Origin of the sequence: Paenibacillus beijingensis, assembly GCF_000961095.1 — a bacterium.
GTDB classification, from domain to species: Bacteria; Bacillota; Bacilli; order Paenibacillales; family Paenibacillaceae; genus Paenibacillus_O; species Paenibacillus_O beijingensis.
This window is the reverse complement of the sequence record NZ_CP011058.1, coordinates 3,682,693-3,697,539: the sequence shown is the minus strand read 5'-3', so window position 1 is coordinate 3,697,539 and position 14,847 is coordinate 3,682,693. Positions and strand designations below refer to the sequence as shown.

Genomic DNA, 14,847 nt, shown 5'->3' with positions numbered 1-14,847 from the left:
CTTTCACTTCAAGGAGGGAAACACTTAAATGAAGTTACTAAAGAAGTGGTCGCCGTTATTGTTATCGACGGCAATTCTGTTCTCAGGCAGTGCCGTTTCACAGCTTGCCGACCCGGTCTTTGCGGAAGTCCAGCAGCCGGCTCCCGATACGCCTTTGGAGAAAAACAAACTGCAGCAGCCGATGATGGTACAAAGCGTCGAGAAGCTGGCCAATGGCGTTAAGCTTAATCTAGGCGCGCAGGAAGCTTATATCCGGCTGCTCACATCCGATATGGCCAAAGTGTCCCTCTTAAACAAAGGCGAGGAGGAATTTGTTTCTCCGGGGATTGCCAAAAAGGATTGGCCCGCTCCCAAATTCAAAGTGAAGGAATACGAAAAGAGAATCGTCATAACGACAGATAACTTAACGGTAGACATTAAAAAAAGCCCATTCGGTATCAAATATTTGGATAAAAACGGGAACGTAATTAACGAAGACGACGTAAAAGGGGCCGGTTATGAAAACGGAAAACCCTACGTGTTCAAGAAAACCGACAAGACCGAAAACTTTTACGGTTTCGGCGAGCAAACCGGCGGCTTGAACAAACGCGGCTACGATATCGGCATGTGGAACACGGATGCGTACGGCTATACGAAAGATACGAAATATGTGTATGCGACCATTCCGTTTTTTATCGGGTTGAAGAACGAGAAGGCGTACGGCATTTTCTTCGATAATTCGTACCGCTCCCACTTCAACATGGCGAAAGAAAGCGACGATTATTATTACTTCTATGCCGATGGCGGAAAATTGACGTATTATTTCATCAACGGTCCGGAAATCAAAGATGTTGTTGACCGTTATACCGATTTGACGGGTAAAATCAATCTGCCGCCGGAATGGTCGCTGGGTTTCCAGCAAAGCAAATGGGGTTATTTGCAGGATGACATTGTGAGGGTGGCGAAGACCTTCCGCGAAAAGCAAATTCCGGCGGATGCGATGTACGCAGACATCGATTACATGAATGATTATCGTGTATTTACCTGGGGACCGAAATATCCTGATCCCGACAAGTTGAAAGAAGATATGGACAAACTTCATTATAAATATGTGACGATCAACGACCCGGGCGTCAAAGTGGATAATAGCTTCGATACCTTTCAGGAAGGAACAAACAACAATTATTGGGTGAAAAATGCCGATGGCAGCCCCTACATCGGTAATGTTTGGCCGGGCGACTCTGTGTTCCCGAATTTCCTGAAAACGGATGTCCGCGATTGGTGGGCGAAAAAGCACAAAGCGCTATTTGACAAAGGCGTAGCCGGAATTTGGAACGATATGAACGAACCGGCCGTATTTGGCGGTCCAGGTTGGTCAATGCCGCTGGATACCGTTTATGAGGCAGATGACGGCAGCAAAAAAGAGAACAAAGAAATGCATAACCTCTTCGCCCATCTGGAAAACGAAGCAACGTACAACGCGTTCAAAGTGAACAAGCCGAACATCCGCCCGTTCGTGCTTACCCGGGCTGCCTATGCGGGAACCCAGCGGTACGCCGCCATCTGGACCGGTGATAATTCCAGCAACTGGGATCATCTCCGCATGACGATCCCGATGAATTCGAATATCGGATTGTCCGGCGCAGCTTTTGTGGGCAACGACATCGGCGGCTTTGCAAAACCTACCTCGCAGGATATACCGACGCCTGAATTGTTTGCCCGCTGGATCGAGGTCGGCGCCTTCGTGCCGTTCTCCCGCGACCATTACAGTTGGGATAAGGAGCAAGAACCGTGGGCATTCGGCAAGGAAGTCGAGGACATCAGCCGCAAATATATTTCCTTGCGCTATGAACTGCTGCCTTACTTGTACAACCAGTTCAAACAGGCGCAGGAAAGCGGGCAGCCCGTTCAACAGCCGCTCGTTTACAAATTCCAGCATGACCCGAATACCTACAACATTGACGACCAATACATGTTCGGCGATTCGCTGATGATCGCGCCTGTGGTGAATCAAGGAGCAACGTCCCGTACCGTGTACCTCCCTGATGGTTCAAAATGGGTGGACTACTGGACCGGTGAACAGCTTGAAGGCGGCCAAAAGATCATGAAACAAGCCGATCTCGGCACGCTTCCAATCTATGTGAAGCAAGACTCGATTATCCCTCGCCGCGAAGTTCAGCAGTATACCGGCGAGAAAAAACTGACCAATCTGATTCTCGATACGTATCTGAATAACAAAGCCAAATACAGCTTCTATCAGGATGATGCGAATACAGAGGATTACACAAGAGGCGAATACAATGTTACCGACTTCCATGTGGAAAAGAAAGGGAATCACATTGAATTTGAGCAGGACAAAAAAGTTCAGAACTACTCATCCGACCTTCAGTCCTACACTTTAAAGCTGAATCAGGCCGAAGAGCCGAAGAAAGTGCAGGCAGCAAATAATAAATATGCAAAAGCAAACAGCCTCGAAGAAATGAACGGGCAAGAGAAAGCTTTTTATTTCGATGCGAAAGACAACGTTCTATATGTTAAAATCCCGGTCATGGAAAACCATAAAGTAATCATTCAAACCGAAAATGACGCTTCCATTAACGCGGATGCCGACGTCAACAACGTCACTCTTCATGTGAACGCCGGAAACAACAAGTAAGTTATAGCTCAGCGGCCACTGCCTCAATTGAAAAGAGCTGAAGACACCTTGTCTTCAGCCCTTTTTTTCGGCCAATAACCGGTCGATTGCTTCCGCCGCTTGTGTCAATCCAATCTTCAGCGAGATTTCTTCGCGAAATATTTTACGCATATAAAGGGTGTACACTTCATCGATTTTGTCCCAATTTTTTATCGAAGTCTTCAGGAAAGCATGGTCAATAGCCTCACGATAAGGATAGATATAAGAATCCCTGTTCACTTTCATCGAACGGGCCGCTTCCAGGTTTGTCGGGAAAAGCCCGATTTTTGACATTTTCAGCTGAGCTTCCTTACCGGTCATCCATTTCAGAAAGATCCAGGCAGCTTCCGGCTGCTTGCTTCCTTTCATAATGACCAAATCTTCGCCGTCTGCAACGGGAGAAGGCACCTTGTCAAAGGGGAACGACATCGGGATCGTAAATTGCAAAGCTCTGTGCCGTTCTGTATCGGTCCAAATGTTATAAAACCAAGGGCCCTCGCCCGTGATCAGCACGTTTCCGCTTTTAACACCCTCCCAATTATCGCCGCCATCATCGCCCACCATGGGGTCAATCAGCCCTTCCTTATAAAGGAGCAGCAGTTTTCTGACGGCCCGAACCGTCGCTTGTCCATCTAAATAGCCGGTTGCCTTGGTGAAGGAAGGATCAAACAACGAGCCTCCAAGACTGTAAATATAGGGTAAAGTCTTCCAGGCATTCAATCCCCCAAGTCCGATCATATAACGCTTTTTTCTGGCCAGATCTAAAGTTTCCTCCATTGTCCGGGGCGGTAACGAATACCCTGCCTGAGATAAGAGTCTCCGGTTATAAATGGCCGCTTGTACATACATATCCAAAGGAAGGGAGTAATCATGATATTGATGAAAGCCGGCCGACATTACTTCAGGGTTAAGAGCACTGCGCACATTTTGGAAATCCGAAAATTGATTCAAAGAAAAAAGCAGCTTCAATTGGTAAAATTCAGGAATCCAGGTCGTTTTCATCCGGACGACATCGGGTCCCCGATTCGAAGCAGCTCGGGCAATCAGTGTGTTCTTCAAACCAATATTGAACGGTTGCCTTTCAGATATGATTTTAATGTCGGGAAATTGGCGTTCGAATGAAGGAATCAGCTCCTCTTCCAAAATCCGGCTTTCTTCGTCGCTGTAAGTATGCCAAAACTCGACCACCCGCATTTTGTTCTCGTGGAGCAACTGAATCTCATCCGGATCGTTGATCACCTTTAATCTTCCGCAACCGGCGGTGAGAACGATGATCAAAAAAATGAAAATCCATCGTCTTGTCATCCAGCCTCTCCCTTTCCGTCGAGGAAATTCGATACCTTTCCCAGCAAAATTCGAACCGTCGTACCGTTTCCGGGATTACTGGCAACTGACCACTCTGAACGTCCGGCATAATAGAACCGCAGCATATCGTAGATATGCCGCAAACCGATTCCCATTTTCCCGTCCGCGATGGCCTTCTCCGGATCGGCCAATAGATTCAGCTTCTCTTCCCCAATCCCCACACCGTCGTCCGTCACGAGAAATTCCGTATAATCGCCGCTTATACAAACACGGATCGAGATGCGGCCGTCCGTTTCTTTCGGAATGATTCCATGAAATATGGCGTTTTCCACCAAGGGCTGAAGCAGCATGCGGGGAATGACCTGTTTTTCCAGCCCCTGCTCCACGTCTAAGTCCAGTATAAAGGTCCTTTCGTAGCGCAGCTCCAATATCGTGATATATTTTTGCAGGAAGTCAAGCTCCTCTTCCAATGGAATCATGCTTCCGCTTTTTCCCATATGCGCTTCCAGCAGACGAATTAATGCCGATAAACCTCTTGCAACTCGTTCATTTTGATTCGATTTGATCGACCACCACAACATGCTGAGCGTATTTAACAGGAAGTGGGGGTGAATCCGGTGCATGAGGGCGCGCAGCTCCGCCTGAAGCTTCTGCCCCTGTTCTTCCTCCACCTTACGGATAAGCTGTTCGATTTCCTGCAGCATCTTATTGAACTGACGGCTCAAGAGGCCTATTTCATCATCAGACTTAACTTGCGTCCTGACCGTTATATCACCTTGCTGGACCTTACGCATATCTAAAGTAAGCTGCTTGATAGGCTTCGTAACCCTTCCGACGATCAACACCCCGATTCCTATTGCAAGCAGCGCAAGAAGCCCGAAGGAATACAGGATAAACATTTGCAGTTTGTCCAACTCTCCGGTGATTTCATGAACAGGCACTGTCCCTACGACCATCCATCCATTGCTCAGCAGCTGCTTGACTCCGTAATACGGAACCCCGTTCTCCGTGTATTCAAACTCGGCACGATCATCGCCCACAACTTGTTTCAACAGTTCAGGGTGTTCAACTCTCTTATTGATCAGCTTGAGATCGGAATGAATCATGATTCTGCCTTCCGAATCCACAACGAAAAACTTCCCCGTATCCCCTAGCTTGAGCTTCTCGATCTTATTCAAGATCGCATACCCATTCAAATCAACTAATATATACCCTATCCGTTCCATGGTTTTAAAATTTTTGAGAACCCTCCCGACAGGGAGAATCAGGTCTGTATTGCGGCCTCCCCCGACAAGCCGGTTGAACTGCAGCCCCTGCCACACCAAGCTTCCGTCCTTCCGTTTCGCTTCTTGAATCCATTCCTGGTCAATTGCACGTGCCCGCATCAGTTTGTACATGGACGGATTATATATATAGGGGGAAAACGTGCCGCTCCCCCAGCCGCTGCTTTCTTCCTTAAGCACATAAACAATTTTAACGAAGGAGTTCGAGGAGACGAGCTGGTTCAACATCTTGTTCATGTATTGAAAAATCCGGCCCTGCTCTTCACGCGGACTGGTATTGATGTTGACGACCGCGTTCTGGATGTCCGGGTTGCTGTAAATAAAATCCACCGTATCGCTCCCCGAGTTAATAATATAGGAGAGGGAATCCGCCGTTTGCTCAGCGATTTGAGCGGCAGATTCGCGAACGTTTTTCTTTACGATGAACGTTGATTTTATATAAAAAAGCATGCTGATAGTGAGAGTCGAAAATAAGATCAGGAACAAAAAAGTCAGCACTATTTTAAGAGCGAAACGGTTGGAAAATAGAAAAGCCCGCATCCCGACGCACCACCTTCTCCGTTGTTCACCAATCAGCAAAAGCACCCTTTACGGAATCTTTGAAAGAGTTACTTTTCCCTCTCTAACTATACGGAAGTGGAGGAAAATTGTCGACCTTTGTCAGAATTTGCAAGATCGGATTTCCCTAACGATACCGTTTCTAAATCAAAAACGAACCGGTTCCCTGAACCGGTTCGCAAGCACAATTCCACTATATATCGTTTATTTTGAAGCCTTGATCCACGATTTCTGGAATTCTTCCAGCAATTGATCGGCAGTGAACTGCTTGCCAACGTAGGCTTGCATGGCGGGACCGAATTCGCTTCCCGCTCCGTCAGGGTATTTGTACCAATTCCATGTCAGCGTTTTATTATCTTTTGAGTAACGGATAATATCGGATGCTAGCGGGCCAAGATTATCGGTCTTTATATTTTTGAATGCCGGGATGAATTTGAACTGCTCCGTCATATATTTCTGGCCTTGCTCCGAATCTACCATCCAGTTCAAGAACTTCTTCGCTTCCGCCTTCTTTTCATCCGTCGTTTTTTTATTAACCGCCCAGTTGTTCGGAACGCCGATTGCCAGAGCATCGTTATCCGTATCATCGTTAATCGGCATCGGCAGGAATCCGACATTCATACCCGGCTGCAGCTGATCCAGCATTGGTTGAACCCAGTTGCCCTGCTGAATCATAGCGGTTTGCCCGACTGCAAACATCGTCACTTCGGTATTGTAATCCGTTGTCAGCGGGTTTTTGTTTCCATACTTCAACGTTAAATCAAGCAATTGAATGAGATCCTTGAACTTCTGGTTTCCTGTTATCGTATGGGTGCCATCGTTAAGCCCTTGAATAAAAGCGTCCGTGTCCTCCTGATGCGCAAAGGCGATGTTCAGCAAATGGACGCCCAGTATCCACTGTTCCGAATAACCGACGGCAAACGGAGTAATGCCGGCTGCGTTTAATTTCTCCGAAGCCATCTTCAATTCTGTAAGCGTTTTCGGTAAGGTCTCGATTCCGGCCTTGGCAAACAAATCTTTGTTGTAGATGAAACCGTAGCCTTCCAGGTTGACCGGCATTCCATAGATCTTGCCATCCAATTTCATGGGCTCAAGGGCATAATCGTATGCGTTTTTTACCCAAGGCTGATCAGACAAATCTTCCAAATAATCTTTCCACAGCTTCGCTTCCTCGTATCCGCCGTTTGTGAAAATATCCGGACCTTGCCCGGCGGCAAACTTCGCTTTTAAATCTGCACGGTCGTCCGCGCCGCCGCCGATTGTGTTGACATGAATTTTAACCTGAGGGTTTTCGCTCTCGTACGCTCTCACCATCTGTTCGAACTGTGAGGAGATTTCGACTTTAGGATTAAGCACTTCCAAAGTTACGACTTTGCTTGAACCGGCGCCGCTCTCGCTGCCCGTCTCCCCGTTTGCTCCGCATGCCGTAAGCGATACGGCTGCCGCGCATCCCAACATCATTTGAACCATTCTTTTCGTCATTGATGCGACCCTCCTGTAATTTCTGCATGATTATATGTGCACTTCCCGCTTGAAGCGGTACGGACATATCAGATGAGCTTCGATTCCGGCTTAGCCGGACTCATGCGGTATTCGAGCGGCGTCCGGCCTACAGTCCTCTTAAATAGTTTGGAAAAATATTTTTCATCCCGATAACCGAGCTTCACGGCTATGGAATACATTTTTTCATCGGTTTCAACGAGCCAGCGCTTGGCTTGCTCAATCCTGCGTTGGATGATATAACTTGACAGATTCATGCCCTTTTCAAGTTTAAAACGTCTGGAAATATACTCTCTGCTTAGAAAAAAACGGTTTGCCAGCTGATCCAGACTGATTTCTTCCAAGTAATGTTTATCTACATAATCAACAATATCGTGGATGCGGCGCGCCACATCCAATTCGTTCATCCGGTGAATGGCCCGGAAGCTTTGTACGGCGAGCGCTTGTTGAGCAGTTCTATAAGATATCGGAAGACCGGCAAAGGTTGTGATCGGTTCCCCGCTGACCAGACGCAGCGGCATGTCGAACTCGCGGCTGATCCAATCCTCCAGCAGCAGCAGCTGTCCGTGTATACTGATCAGCAAGCAGACCGAACGATTGTGATGAAGACGGAAGACGCTTCCCCACCCCCGTTCCTCCAGCAGTTCATCCAACCGCGCAATATAAGGATCGGGATGGTGAGATTCATAAAAACAGATGAGCGTCACATCGTATAAGTCCGCTTTCGGCAGATAGGCGGCAACGTCAACCGGATCGAACGGCTCTCCTTCGCATGCCGCCGTGATCAGCTTGTTCGCATGCAGCTTTCGGGCTTCCTTATAGAGACCGGAAGATATCGGATTTCGTTCGGCGGCTTCCTTTTTCAACATTTGGATCGCTCCCGACAGCGCTTCATTCAATGCTTCCGATTCGATCGGCTTAAGCAAATAATCATAGCTGCCGCAGTGGATCGCTTTGCGCATATAAGCGTAGTCGTCATACCCCGTGACGATAATCATTTTACCTGGGTAACCGATAGAGCTAAGCCATTCCATCAGCTCGACCCCGCTCATTTTCGGCATTTTCAAGTCTGTAAATATAATTTCGGGACGTTCCCTCTCGATGATTTCTTTCGCTTCCATACCGCTTGCCGCATCTAAAACCTCCGTAATTCCATGCTGCGCCCATTTCCCCAGAAAGCGAATGACATCCCGCACATTAAGCTCATCATCCACAATTAAAGCTTTCATGCTAATGCCCCCTCCCCGGACAGAACGGGAATAACAAGAAGCACCTTGAACCCCTGTCCATTGTCGGATTCTAGAATGATTCCCGCATTCCAACCGTAATTCAAAACGAGCCGGTCGTGAATATTTTTCAGCCCGATATGATCATCGGCATTCGATTCGTCATGTCCGATTCCGTAAAGCTTGTTTCTCAGCGCACGCAGCGGTTCGTCTGCCAACCCGGGACCGTCATTTTCGACTGCAAGCGTAACTCTATCATTGTTCATTTCCGCATAAATTCGCAATTGCGCTTCATGCCAGCCTTCTTCGACACCGTGCTTGAAAAAATTTTCGACCAGCGGCTGTATAATCATGGCCGGGATCCGAAAATCAAGAAGCGCTTCCTCGATCGCAATGGTATATTGGAAATCGCTGCGAAAGCGTTCCGCCTGCAGAAGCAAGTACGCTTCCACATGCTCGATTTCTTTTCGAACCGTCGTCCATTGATTCCCGCGAATGGTGTACCGCATCATTTTTGACAAAGAGGTAATCAGACGGTACACCTCCGGATTATGGGAACGCAGCGCCACAGCGCCGATCGACTGCAGGGCATTATAAAGAAAATGCGGGTTGATCTGCGATTTTAACGCTCGGAACTGATTCGTCCGATTCTCGATTTCCAGCTTGTATTGGCGCTCGATGTGTGTATTTATCCGGTTCATCATCTCCTTAATATGACGTTCCAGATGGCCGATCTCGTCTTTTCCCATACTGTTGAAGGGAACATCCATATTGCCGCCTTCAATTCGTCTTATTTTTCGGCTAAGCAGCCTAATTGGACGGGTGATCCGGTCGGAGATGATGCTTACCATAATAAGCCCGAGAAGCATCATACCGCCCCCTACCATCATGCTGCTGTATGCGGTTTCCCTTGCATCCCGGTACAACAGGCGGCTTGAGGTGAATTTGGTTAACTGCCAATCGTTTAATGCGCCTGTCAATTTGTTCGATAACACGATATCACCCGGATTTCCCCGCCCAATTGAAGTAAGCATAGCTGCTTGGTCTTGTGAATCGGGCCGGGAACCGATCAATCCCGGGTCGGAGGCATACATCACATAGCCGTTGGAATCGGTCAAATACACCGTTTCATCAACCCCATGGGTGATCCGGCTGCAAATATCTGCAAGACGGTTCAGATCAAAATCAATCGTGACAACTCCAAGAACTTCGTTCGATAAGACATCCACCATTTTGTGATGGATCGTGAGCACCATCGTTTTATCTGATTGCGGCACATTAGCGGAACGATGATAATTTTGAATTCGATGCGGCGGTTCGATTAACACATTACTCTTTGAGCCCATTAATCGGCGAATGGCCAGCTGCCGCATGATTTCCGGCTGATGCTTGCGGGGGCTTACCATCGCATCATAGACGGTAAAGGAATCTTCTCCTTTGGCAATATAGATCCTGATCTGACGAATTTCCCGGCGCATTAGGTAAAACGTTTTCATACCCTTGTCGATTTCAAGCTGATTAAAGTAGATAGCGCTTTCAAAACCTTTTTCAAAAATACGGAACAGGTCGGGATTACGGTATAAAATATACGGCAAATCGAGCAGATCCTCGTAATATTCCTCCAAATCTTCAGCGGTTTTTTGAATTTGATCCCGGGAATCGGCAAGCTCGTGCTGCTCGGCCTTTTGTTTCGTATGACAATAAATAAGCAGCACCGACAAAAAATAAGGAATGATAATAAAGACGAGAAGCATGGCAAGCAAGCGGCTGCGGATACTTTTCACGACAATGATGCTCCTTTACTCTTGTTTTCACATCATGTCTATTGTAAACGTAAATTTGAATCAGAGTAAGAGCCCCTTCCGCTTATCCAAATTATAAAAAACAAACCGATCGAAGAAAACGTTTTCTATTGATTGGAAAGGGGTCTTTTTTTGACATCAAGCAAAAATCCCGACCTCTTGAGGTCGGGTAAACAGGTTTGGCAGAATGTCTAAGCAATGATGACCTTGATGCCGAACTTTGTTAATTCCTCCGTATCTTTCGGACACTTGCTGATCCCGCGTCGCAATGACCGTATTCAGCTGGGCAATCTGATAGGTTTGAGCGACTATCAAGGCATTGAGCTGGAAGATTTGCGCATCTCTTGCGGCAATGACGATATTCCCTTTGGGCGCTTGATTTTTCACTCCGGTCCATTGACGCCATTTGCAAAAAGAAAGCCGAACGAGCCCATGATGGATCGACCGAGACAATGGTCGGAATGACAACAAGGGCGTACAAGGCATAGATAAAGGTCATGACCCCTGAAGATAACTGCCACTGTTCCCGATACAAGGCGTAGAGGGGGGCCGGAAGGTTGTTGCCGAGCAGCGTCATGCACAGGCAATAGGCGACCAGCAGGAATGAAAAAAGGCTCTGTGCGTTCGTCTCCACATCAACCACATGAGGCAGCGTCTTTACTTGCTGTACCACTTGTCCAAGCTGCTGTTCTTCAATGAAGGGTGAAAGGCCTGATCGAAAATGAAAAGGCCTTTTGACTGATTGAGCGCTGTGGCTCTAGTTTCCGAAAACTTCAAGCGCCTGGGTGAAGTCTGCAATTAAATCGTCGGCATCTTCAATTCCTACGGAGAGACGGAACATGCCGGGGATAATGCCCATTTTTCGCCGTACATCGTCGGGAACATGGCTGTGGGAAGATGTGCAGGTATGGTTTAAGGTAGAACGAAGTCCGCCAAGCGTCGGAGCATAGTGGGCAAAATGGAGTCGGTTCATAAAGGCGTCGATCTTATCCATATCCTCCGGAACGATAAAGCTGAGCATGCCGCTGTAGCCTCTGTCGTTGAACATTTTCTTGGCGAGCTCATGCTGCGTATCTGAATCTTTTTGTCAGCAAGCCAAGTCTTAGCCTGTCCGGAACGATGGTTGCTCTTGTGCTCGGACTATCCACGATGAGCCAAATCCTGTTGAAGCGTCAGACAGCGTCGCGCATGATTGTTATCGGCAATTCTTTGATGGTTGTCGGTGTGTTTGGCATCGTCCTGACTTTATATACCCAGTCTTTGTTTGTGCTCATTCTGACGACGGCCTTCATTGGCCTGGGTCATGGACCGAGTTACGCCGGTAGTTTGATTCCTATCAATCACGTCTCGCCGAACGACAAGCGTGCCAATAACATCTCTTGTTTTATGCGGTAACCTTTATCGGGATCGGTATCCCCGTCCTTGTGGTCGGGTTCATCGGACAATGGATGGATCTGGGACGGACGATTGAATGGTCGGCTTACATCATAGCCGGCTTGCTTGCGGTCAACCAAATAGGCTGAATGATCTACCGTAGGAGCAACGCCCGTAAGAAGTAAACGAACTGTCCCCTCCCCGTTCTGGTCGTAAGGTGAGGGGACAGCTTGCCGTAACATACTAACAAATATCGGGCTGTCGTTTCTTTCGGTCGTCCAGTGTACTATTCACGGCAGATCATCAATTTATTGCCGTCCGGGTCCTTCACAACGAACCAATGATCATGTTCGATTTCCGTTACCAGTTCAACGCCGAGTTCTTTCATATAATTAAGTGAACCCTGCAAATCTTCGGTCATGAGCATAAAGGATGGGGTCTCGATGTTCGGCGCTCCGCCCGGCTGTTCGCCTCCCCACTTCGGCATCGTATCCAAAATGACACTGGTTCCTTCCATGGGCAGCGGGCACAAGTGACCCGAAATAATTTCACAGTCAGCCTCATTTAACCCCAGAACCCGACAATACCAAGTACGGGACTTTTCAATATCTCGTACCGGAACAAAAACGCTTCCAACTTTGTTCTTAATCGGGCTCATGAATTTGGAACCTTCTTCAGATTGCTGTTGTTTATTCATCGGTTTTCCTCCATAGATCATTTTTAACGGTTTCGGAACCATCACCGGTCGATAACCTTCCGGCGGCTCTTTACGAATTGGTATTTGGCACATCGTTAACCCTCCGGATCATTCTGAATGGAAATCCTCTAGTAACCGCAGTATCTTCGATCCTGATTGACCCAGATGTAATGACCGTCAGGCGTATATAACTTGAGATAACCACCGCATCCGTTAAACTCCAAGTTTTCCTTCACATCTCCTCCATTGGCCAGCACCCGCTCCTTCAGTGCCCGAATATTTTTCGAGTGCAGCTCCAGTGCGTGCTTCGGCAGGCCGTCCAGGCTCCAATGCATGGGCTGCGGGTTCGCCGGATCATCCGCGTGCACCAATCGGATCATCGGTTGATTCTCTTCGCCGCTATTCACCGCCATATCGATTGCATTCTCATCTGATTTTGCAGTTTCAAACCCAAGTGCACGCTCGAAAAATGCTGCCGTACTCACCGGATCTGCGGCGTACATCTGAATATGACGGAATCCGGTAATGTTGCTTTCGAACCGATCGTTGATTCCGGGATCCGTTCGCTCGTAAGCCCCAATCAAGTTGCCTTCCGGATCGAAGAAGGACATATATCCGTCCGATGGTTCCTTTACGATCTCTGCCCCCGCTTGCAATAGCCGCTGGTGGAGATGAACGAGACTTTTGGCGTAAAATGCAAGAAATTCTTCCAGCTTGTCATTCGCCGTTCCATGCAGATGGCGGAATTCCGAATCCGGAGTTTCCAGTAGATGCAGACCCGGACCGATCCTGGGTATGGTTTCGACGAACGTGTTTCTTTCAATTGACCGTTCCGGATGTGACAGTGTCAATCCCAGCACCTCGACATAAAACGTCACCGTCTGCTTCAGCCGGGTAGCAGGCAACTGGATCAGCGTCATGAGATCGATCCCGGACTCGAGTCCATTGGACGAGTCGATTGCCGGCTCTTGCGTGCGATCCGATGATTTTTCGCTTGAGCCCATGATCACTTTGAATGCCTGTGTCACAAATTGAGGCCGAACATTTTCTTCGCTAACCTTATTTGCAGACTTTTTCATTGAGAGCGCTCTCCTTTTAGGATTGGAATATAGACTTTTACAATCGTATCCCGCTCTACATTTGATCCGTCGTTGGTGTGATATTCAGCAAACCATTGCCGCTCTTCATCCAGCCTGTAGCTGCCATTGTTCGCAATCCAGCGATGCATTTTATCCAGAACGCCGGTTAACAAACCGTATGTCTTGGAGACGCAGCAGGCATAAGTACCGGATCCGATACGTTTCTCTTCCAGTCTCTCCAGTGCCGGAGCTTCCGCTTCAGCCGATAAGATCCCGTTTTCCCACCAGTATTCTTCACAATCTGTAATGCCGTAATGAAAGGCCATATAGTATTTGCCTTGATCCGCTCGCCGGTTTTCGTCAGACCCTCTCTCGTACCAATCGATCAATTGCTGTTCGGCAACCGCTTGAGCCTCGGCTCCGTATCCCCGGCAGAAAAAAGCTTTGACCTCTGTAAGCTCAACGATTTCAATCGGTTCATTATGGAACTTTCGTTGCACGGGAAGGTACAGGTTCATTCTCGTTACTTTATCGTTGTATGCGATGAACTCCTCGATGTATTGATGTGTCCCGATTTCAAATGTGCTTTTCGGCAACCATTCGGACAGCAGCCTGTTCCATCCGTCCTGAACGGTCTTCGGGGATAATGCGGCGATCTTTCTTACGGCATACAGCCCGCCAACGAATGGCTCCTCGATAAACGAATCATCATCAATTCGCTCTTTCGCATCCGCGATCAGCACCCGATAACCATATCGGGGTTCACCGTCTTCTTCGGGAAGATCCACATTGTATCCGAAAAATCGCAGCCTGGATTTAAAGCACCTGGTTGCCTCAGCTGCGTTGAGCTTTTGGCAAACAATCCGGAAAGCCTCATTTTCCATTCCTTCTTCATGCTTGGAAATATGCAGATAGGCAACCATCTTCTCCGGCATGAACCGGATCACTTTGACATCCGGAAAAAGTTCCGTTTGTTCCTTTTCCTCCTTGTAGGCGATCCGTTCGTTAAGACGAATCGGTTCGAAGCTGAAGAAAATGTCGGCGTTACGATAGGCAGCAGGAGTCAACCCTACGATCTTCTTAAACACCTTGGCAAATGAATGATAAGACTCAAATCCGCTGCTCCACGCAAGCTCCTCCACACTGCGTTTCGAGTTTCTCAGATGATTGGCAGCGTCGCTTATTCTTCTTTTGCGAATGTAGTCTTTGACGGGATGTCCCGTAAGTGCGTAAAACACCCGATACAATTGAGCGACCGAAATATAGGCTTCCTCTGCAATGCTGGAGAGATCAAGCTCCTGATCCAGATGCTCCTCGATATAGTCAATCGCCCTTTGCACCGACTCCACGTAGCTCATCTTTTCACCTGT

At 47.9% G+C, this 14,847-nt stretch carries 11 protein-coding genes and 1 pseudogene; 3 read left to right on the top strand and 9 right to left on the bottom strand.

Annotated features, from left to right (window positions below; genetic code table 11):
- Nucleotides 1-28: 28 nt before the first annotated feature.
- Nucleotides 29-2,635 (top strand): glycoside hydrolase family 31 protein, encoded by a 2,607-nt coding sequence (locus VN24_RS16710; RefSeq protein WP_082083808.1) that lies wholly within the window; start codon nucleotides 29-31, stop codon nucleotides 2,633-2,635.
- A gap of 54 nt (nucleotides 2,636-2,689) precedes the next feature.
- Here the strand turns inward: VN24_RS16710 and VN24_RS16705 are convergent, their stop codons facing one another.
- The 5 genes from VN24_RS16705 to VN24_RS16685 all read right to left on the bottom strand — a co-directional run bounded on the left by VN24_RS16705 (nucleotide 2,690) and on the right by VN24_RS16685 (nucleotide 10,309).
- A complete protein-coding gene (locus VN24_RS16705; RefSeq protein WP_045671320.1) occupies nucleotides 2,690-3,958 on the bottom strand; it encodes an extracellular solute-binding protein in 1,269 nt (422 codons plus the stop codon).
- The gene (locus VN24_RS16700) at nucleotides 3,955-5,691 is read right to left on the bottom strand and encodes a sensor histidine kinase (RefSeq protein ID WP_238590935.1); all 1,737 of its coding nucleotides are present in this window, start codon (nucleotides 5,689-5,691) and stop codon (nucleotides 3,955-3,957) included. Before VN24_RS16700 ends, VN24_RS16705 begins: the two co-directional genes overlap by 4 nt.
- A gap of 312 nt (nucleotides 5,692-6,003) precedes the next feature.
- Nucleotides 6,004-7,281 carry an ABC transporter substrate-binding protein gene (locus tag VN24_RS16695; RefSeq protein WP_045671318.1) on the bottom strand — a complete coding sequence of 426 codons (1,278 nt, stop codon included), beginning with the start codon at nucleotides 7,279-7,281 and terminating at the stop codon, nucleotides 6,004-6,006.
- A gap of 68 nt (nucleotides 7,282-7,349) precedes the next feature.
- Complete coding sequence (locus VN24_RS16690; RefSeq protein ID WP_045671317.1) at nucleotides 7,350-8,528, bottom strand: response regulator; 1,179 nt, start codon at nucleotides 8,526-8,528, stop codon at nucleotides 7,350-7,352.
- Complete coding sequence (locus VN24_RS16685; protein ID WP_045671316.1) at nucleotides 8,525-10,309, bottom strand: cache domain-containing sensor histidine kinase; 1,785 nt, start codon at nucleotides 10,307-10,309, stop codon at nucleotides 8,525-8,527. The genes VN24_RS16690 and VN24_RS16685 overlap by 4 nt, the downstream gene beginning before the upstream one ends.
- A 216-nt stretch (nucleotides 10,310-10,525) precedes the next feature.
- Here VN24_RS16685 and VN24_RS16680 point away from each other — a divergent pair, with 216 nt between their 5' ends.
- Nucleotides 10,526-10,792 carry a hypothetical protein gene (locus tag VN24_RS16680; protein WP_045671315.1) on the top strand — a complete coding sequence of 89 codons (267 nt, stop codon included), beginning with the start codon at nucleotides 10,526-10,528 and terminating at the stop codon, nucleotides 10,790-10,792.
- A 292-nt stretch (nucleotides 10,793-11,084) separates the two neighbouring features.
- Here VN24_RS16680 and VN24_RS16675 read toward each other — a convergent pair.
- Nucleotides 11,085-11,393 (bottom strand): annotated as a pseudogene (locus VN24_RS16675) (PLP-dependent transferase); the annotation flags it as partial.
- Nucleotides 11,394-11,476: 83 nt separating this feature from the next.
- On the opposite strand from VN24_RS16675, the gene VN24_RS16670 reads away from it, so the two are divergent.
- Entirely contained in the window at nucleotides 11,477-11,722 is a 246-nt protein-coding gene (locus tag VN24_RS16670) for a hypothetical protein (RefSeq protein ID WP_045671313.1), read from the top strand.
- 265 nt (nucleotides 11,723-11,987) lie between these two features.
- Here VN24_RS16670 and VN24_RS16665 read toward each other — a convergent pair whose 3' ends face one another.
- The 3 genes from VN24_RS16665 to VN24_RS16655 form a co-directional block, all read right to left on the bottom strand.
- Nucleotides 11,988-12,398: a VOC family protein gene (locus VN24_RS16665; RefSeq protein ID WP_082084232.1), complete on the bottom strand. Its 411-nt coding sequence runs from the start codon at nucleotides 12,396-12,398 to the stop codon at nucleotides 11,988-11,990.
- A gap of 128 nt (nucleotides 12,399-12,526) precedes the next feature.
- Nucleotides 12,527-13,477, bottom strand: a complete 951-nt coding sequence (locus tag VN24_RS16660) for a VOC family protein (protein ID WP_045671312.1) — start codon at nucleotides 13,475-13,477, stop codon at nucleotides 12,527-12,529.
- On the bottom strand, nucleotides 13,474-14,835 hold the full coding sequence (locus tag VN24_RS16655) for a helix-turn-helix domain-containing protein (RefSeq protein WP_045671311.1): 1,362 nt from the start codon (nucleotides 14,833-14,835) through the stop codon (nucleotides 13,474-13,476). The genes VN24_RS16660 and VN24_RS16655 overlap by 4 nt, the downstream gene beginning before the upstream one ends.
- Nucleotides 14,836-14,847 lie beyond the last annotated feature (12 nt).

Coding starts and splice junctions, on each gene's coding strand:
- VN24_RS16710 (WP_082083808.1), top strand. CDS start 29: ATGAAGTTACTAAAGAAGTGGTCGCCGTTATTGTTATCGACGGCAATT.
- VN24_RS16705 (WP_045671320.1), bottom strand. CDS start 3,958: ATGACAAGACGATGGATTTTCATTTTTTTGATCATCGTTCTCACCGCC.
- VN24_RS16700 (WP_238590935.1), bottom strand. CDS start 5,691: ATGCTTTTTTATATAAAATCAACGTTCATCGTAAAGAAAAACGTTCGC.
- VN24_RS16695 (WP_045671318.1), bottom strand. CDS start 7,281: ATGACGAAAAGAATGGTTCAAATGATGTTGGGATGCGCGGCAGCCGTA.
- VN24_RS16690 (WP_045671317.1), bottom strand. CDS start 8,528: ATGAAAGCTTTAATTGTGGATGATGAGCTTAATGTGCGGGATGTCATT.
- VN24_RS16680 (WP_045671315.1), top strand. CDS start 10,526: ATGATGACCTTGATGCCGAACTTTGTTAATTCCTCCGTATCTTTCGGA.
- VN24_RS16670 (WP_045671313.1), top strand. CDS start 11,477: ATGAGCCAAATCCTGTTGAAGCGTCAGACAGCGTCGCGCATGATTGTT.
- VN24_RS16665 (WP_082084232.1), bottom strand. CDS start 12,398: ATGAATAAACAACAGCAATCTGAAGAAGGTTCCAAATTCATGAGCCCG.
- VN24_RS16660 (WP_045671312.1), bottom strand. CDS start 13,477: ATGAAAAAGTCTGCAAATAAGGTTAGCGAAGAAAATGTTCGGCCTCAA.
- VN24_RS16655 (WP_045671311.1), bottom strand. CDS start 14,835: ATGAGCTACGTGGAGTCGGTGCAAAGGGCGATTGACTATATCGAGGAG.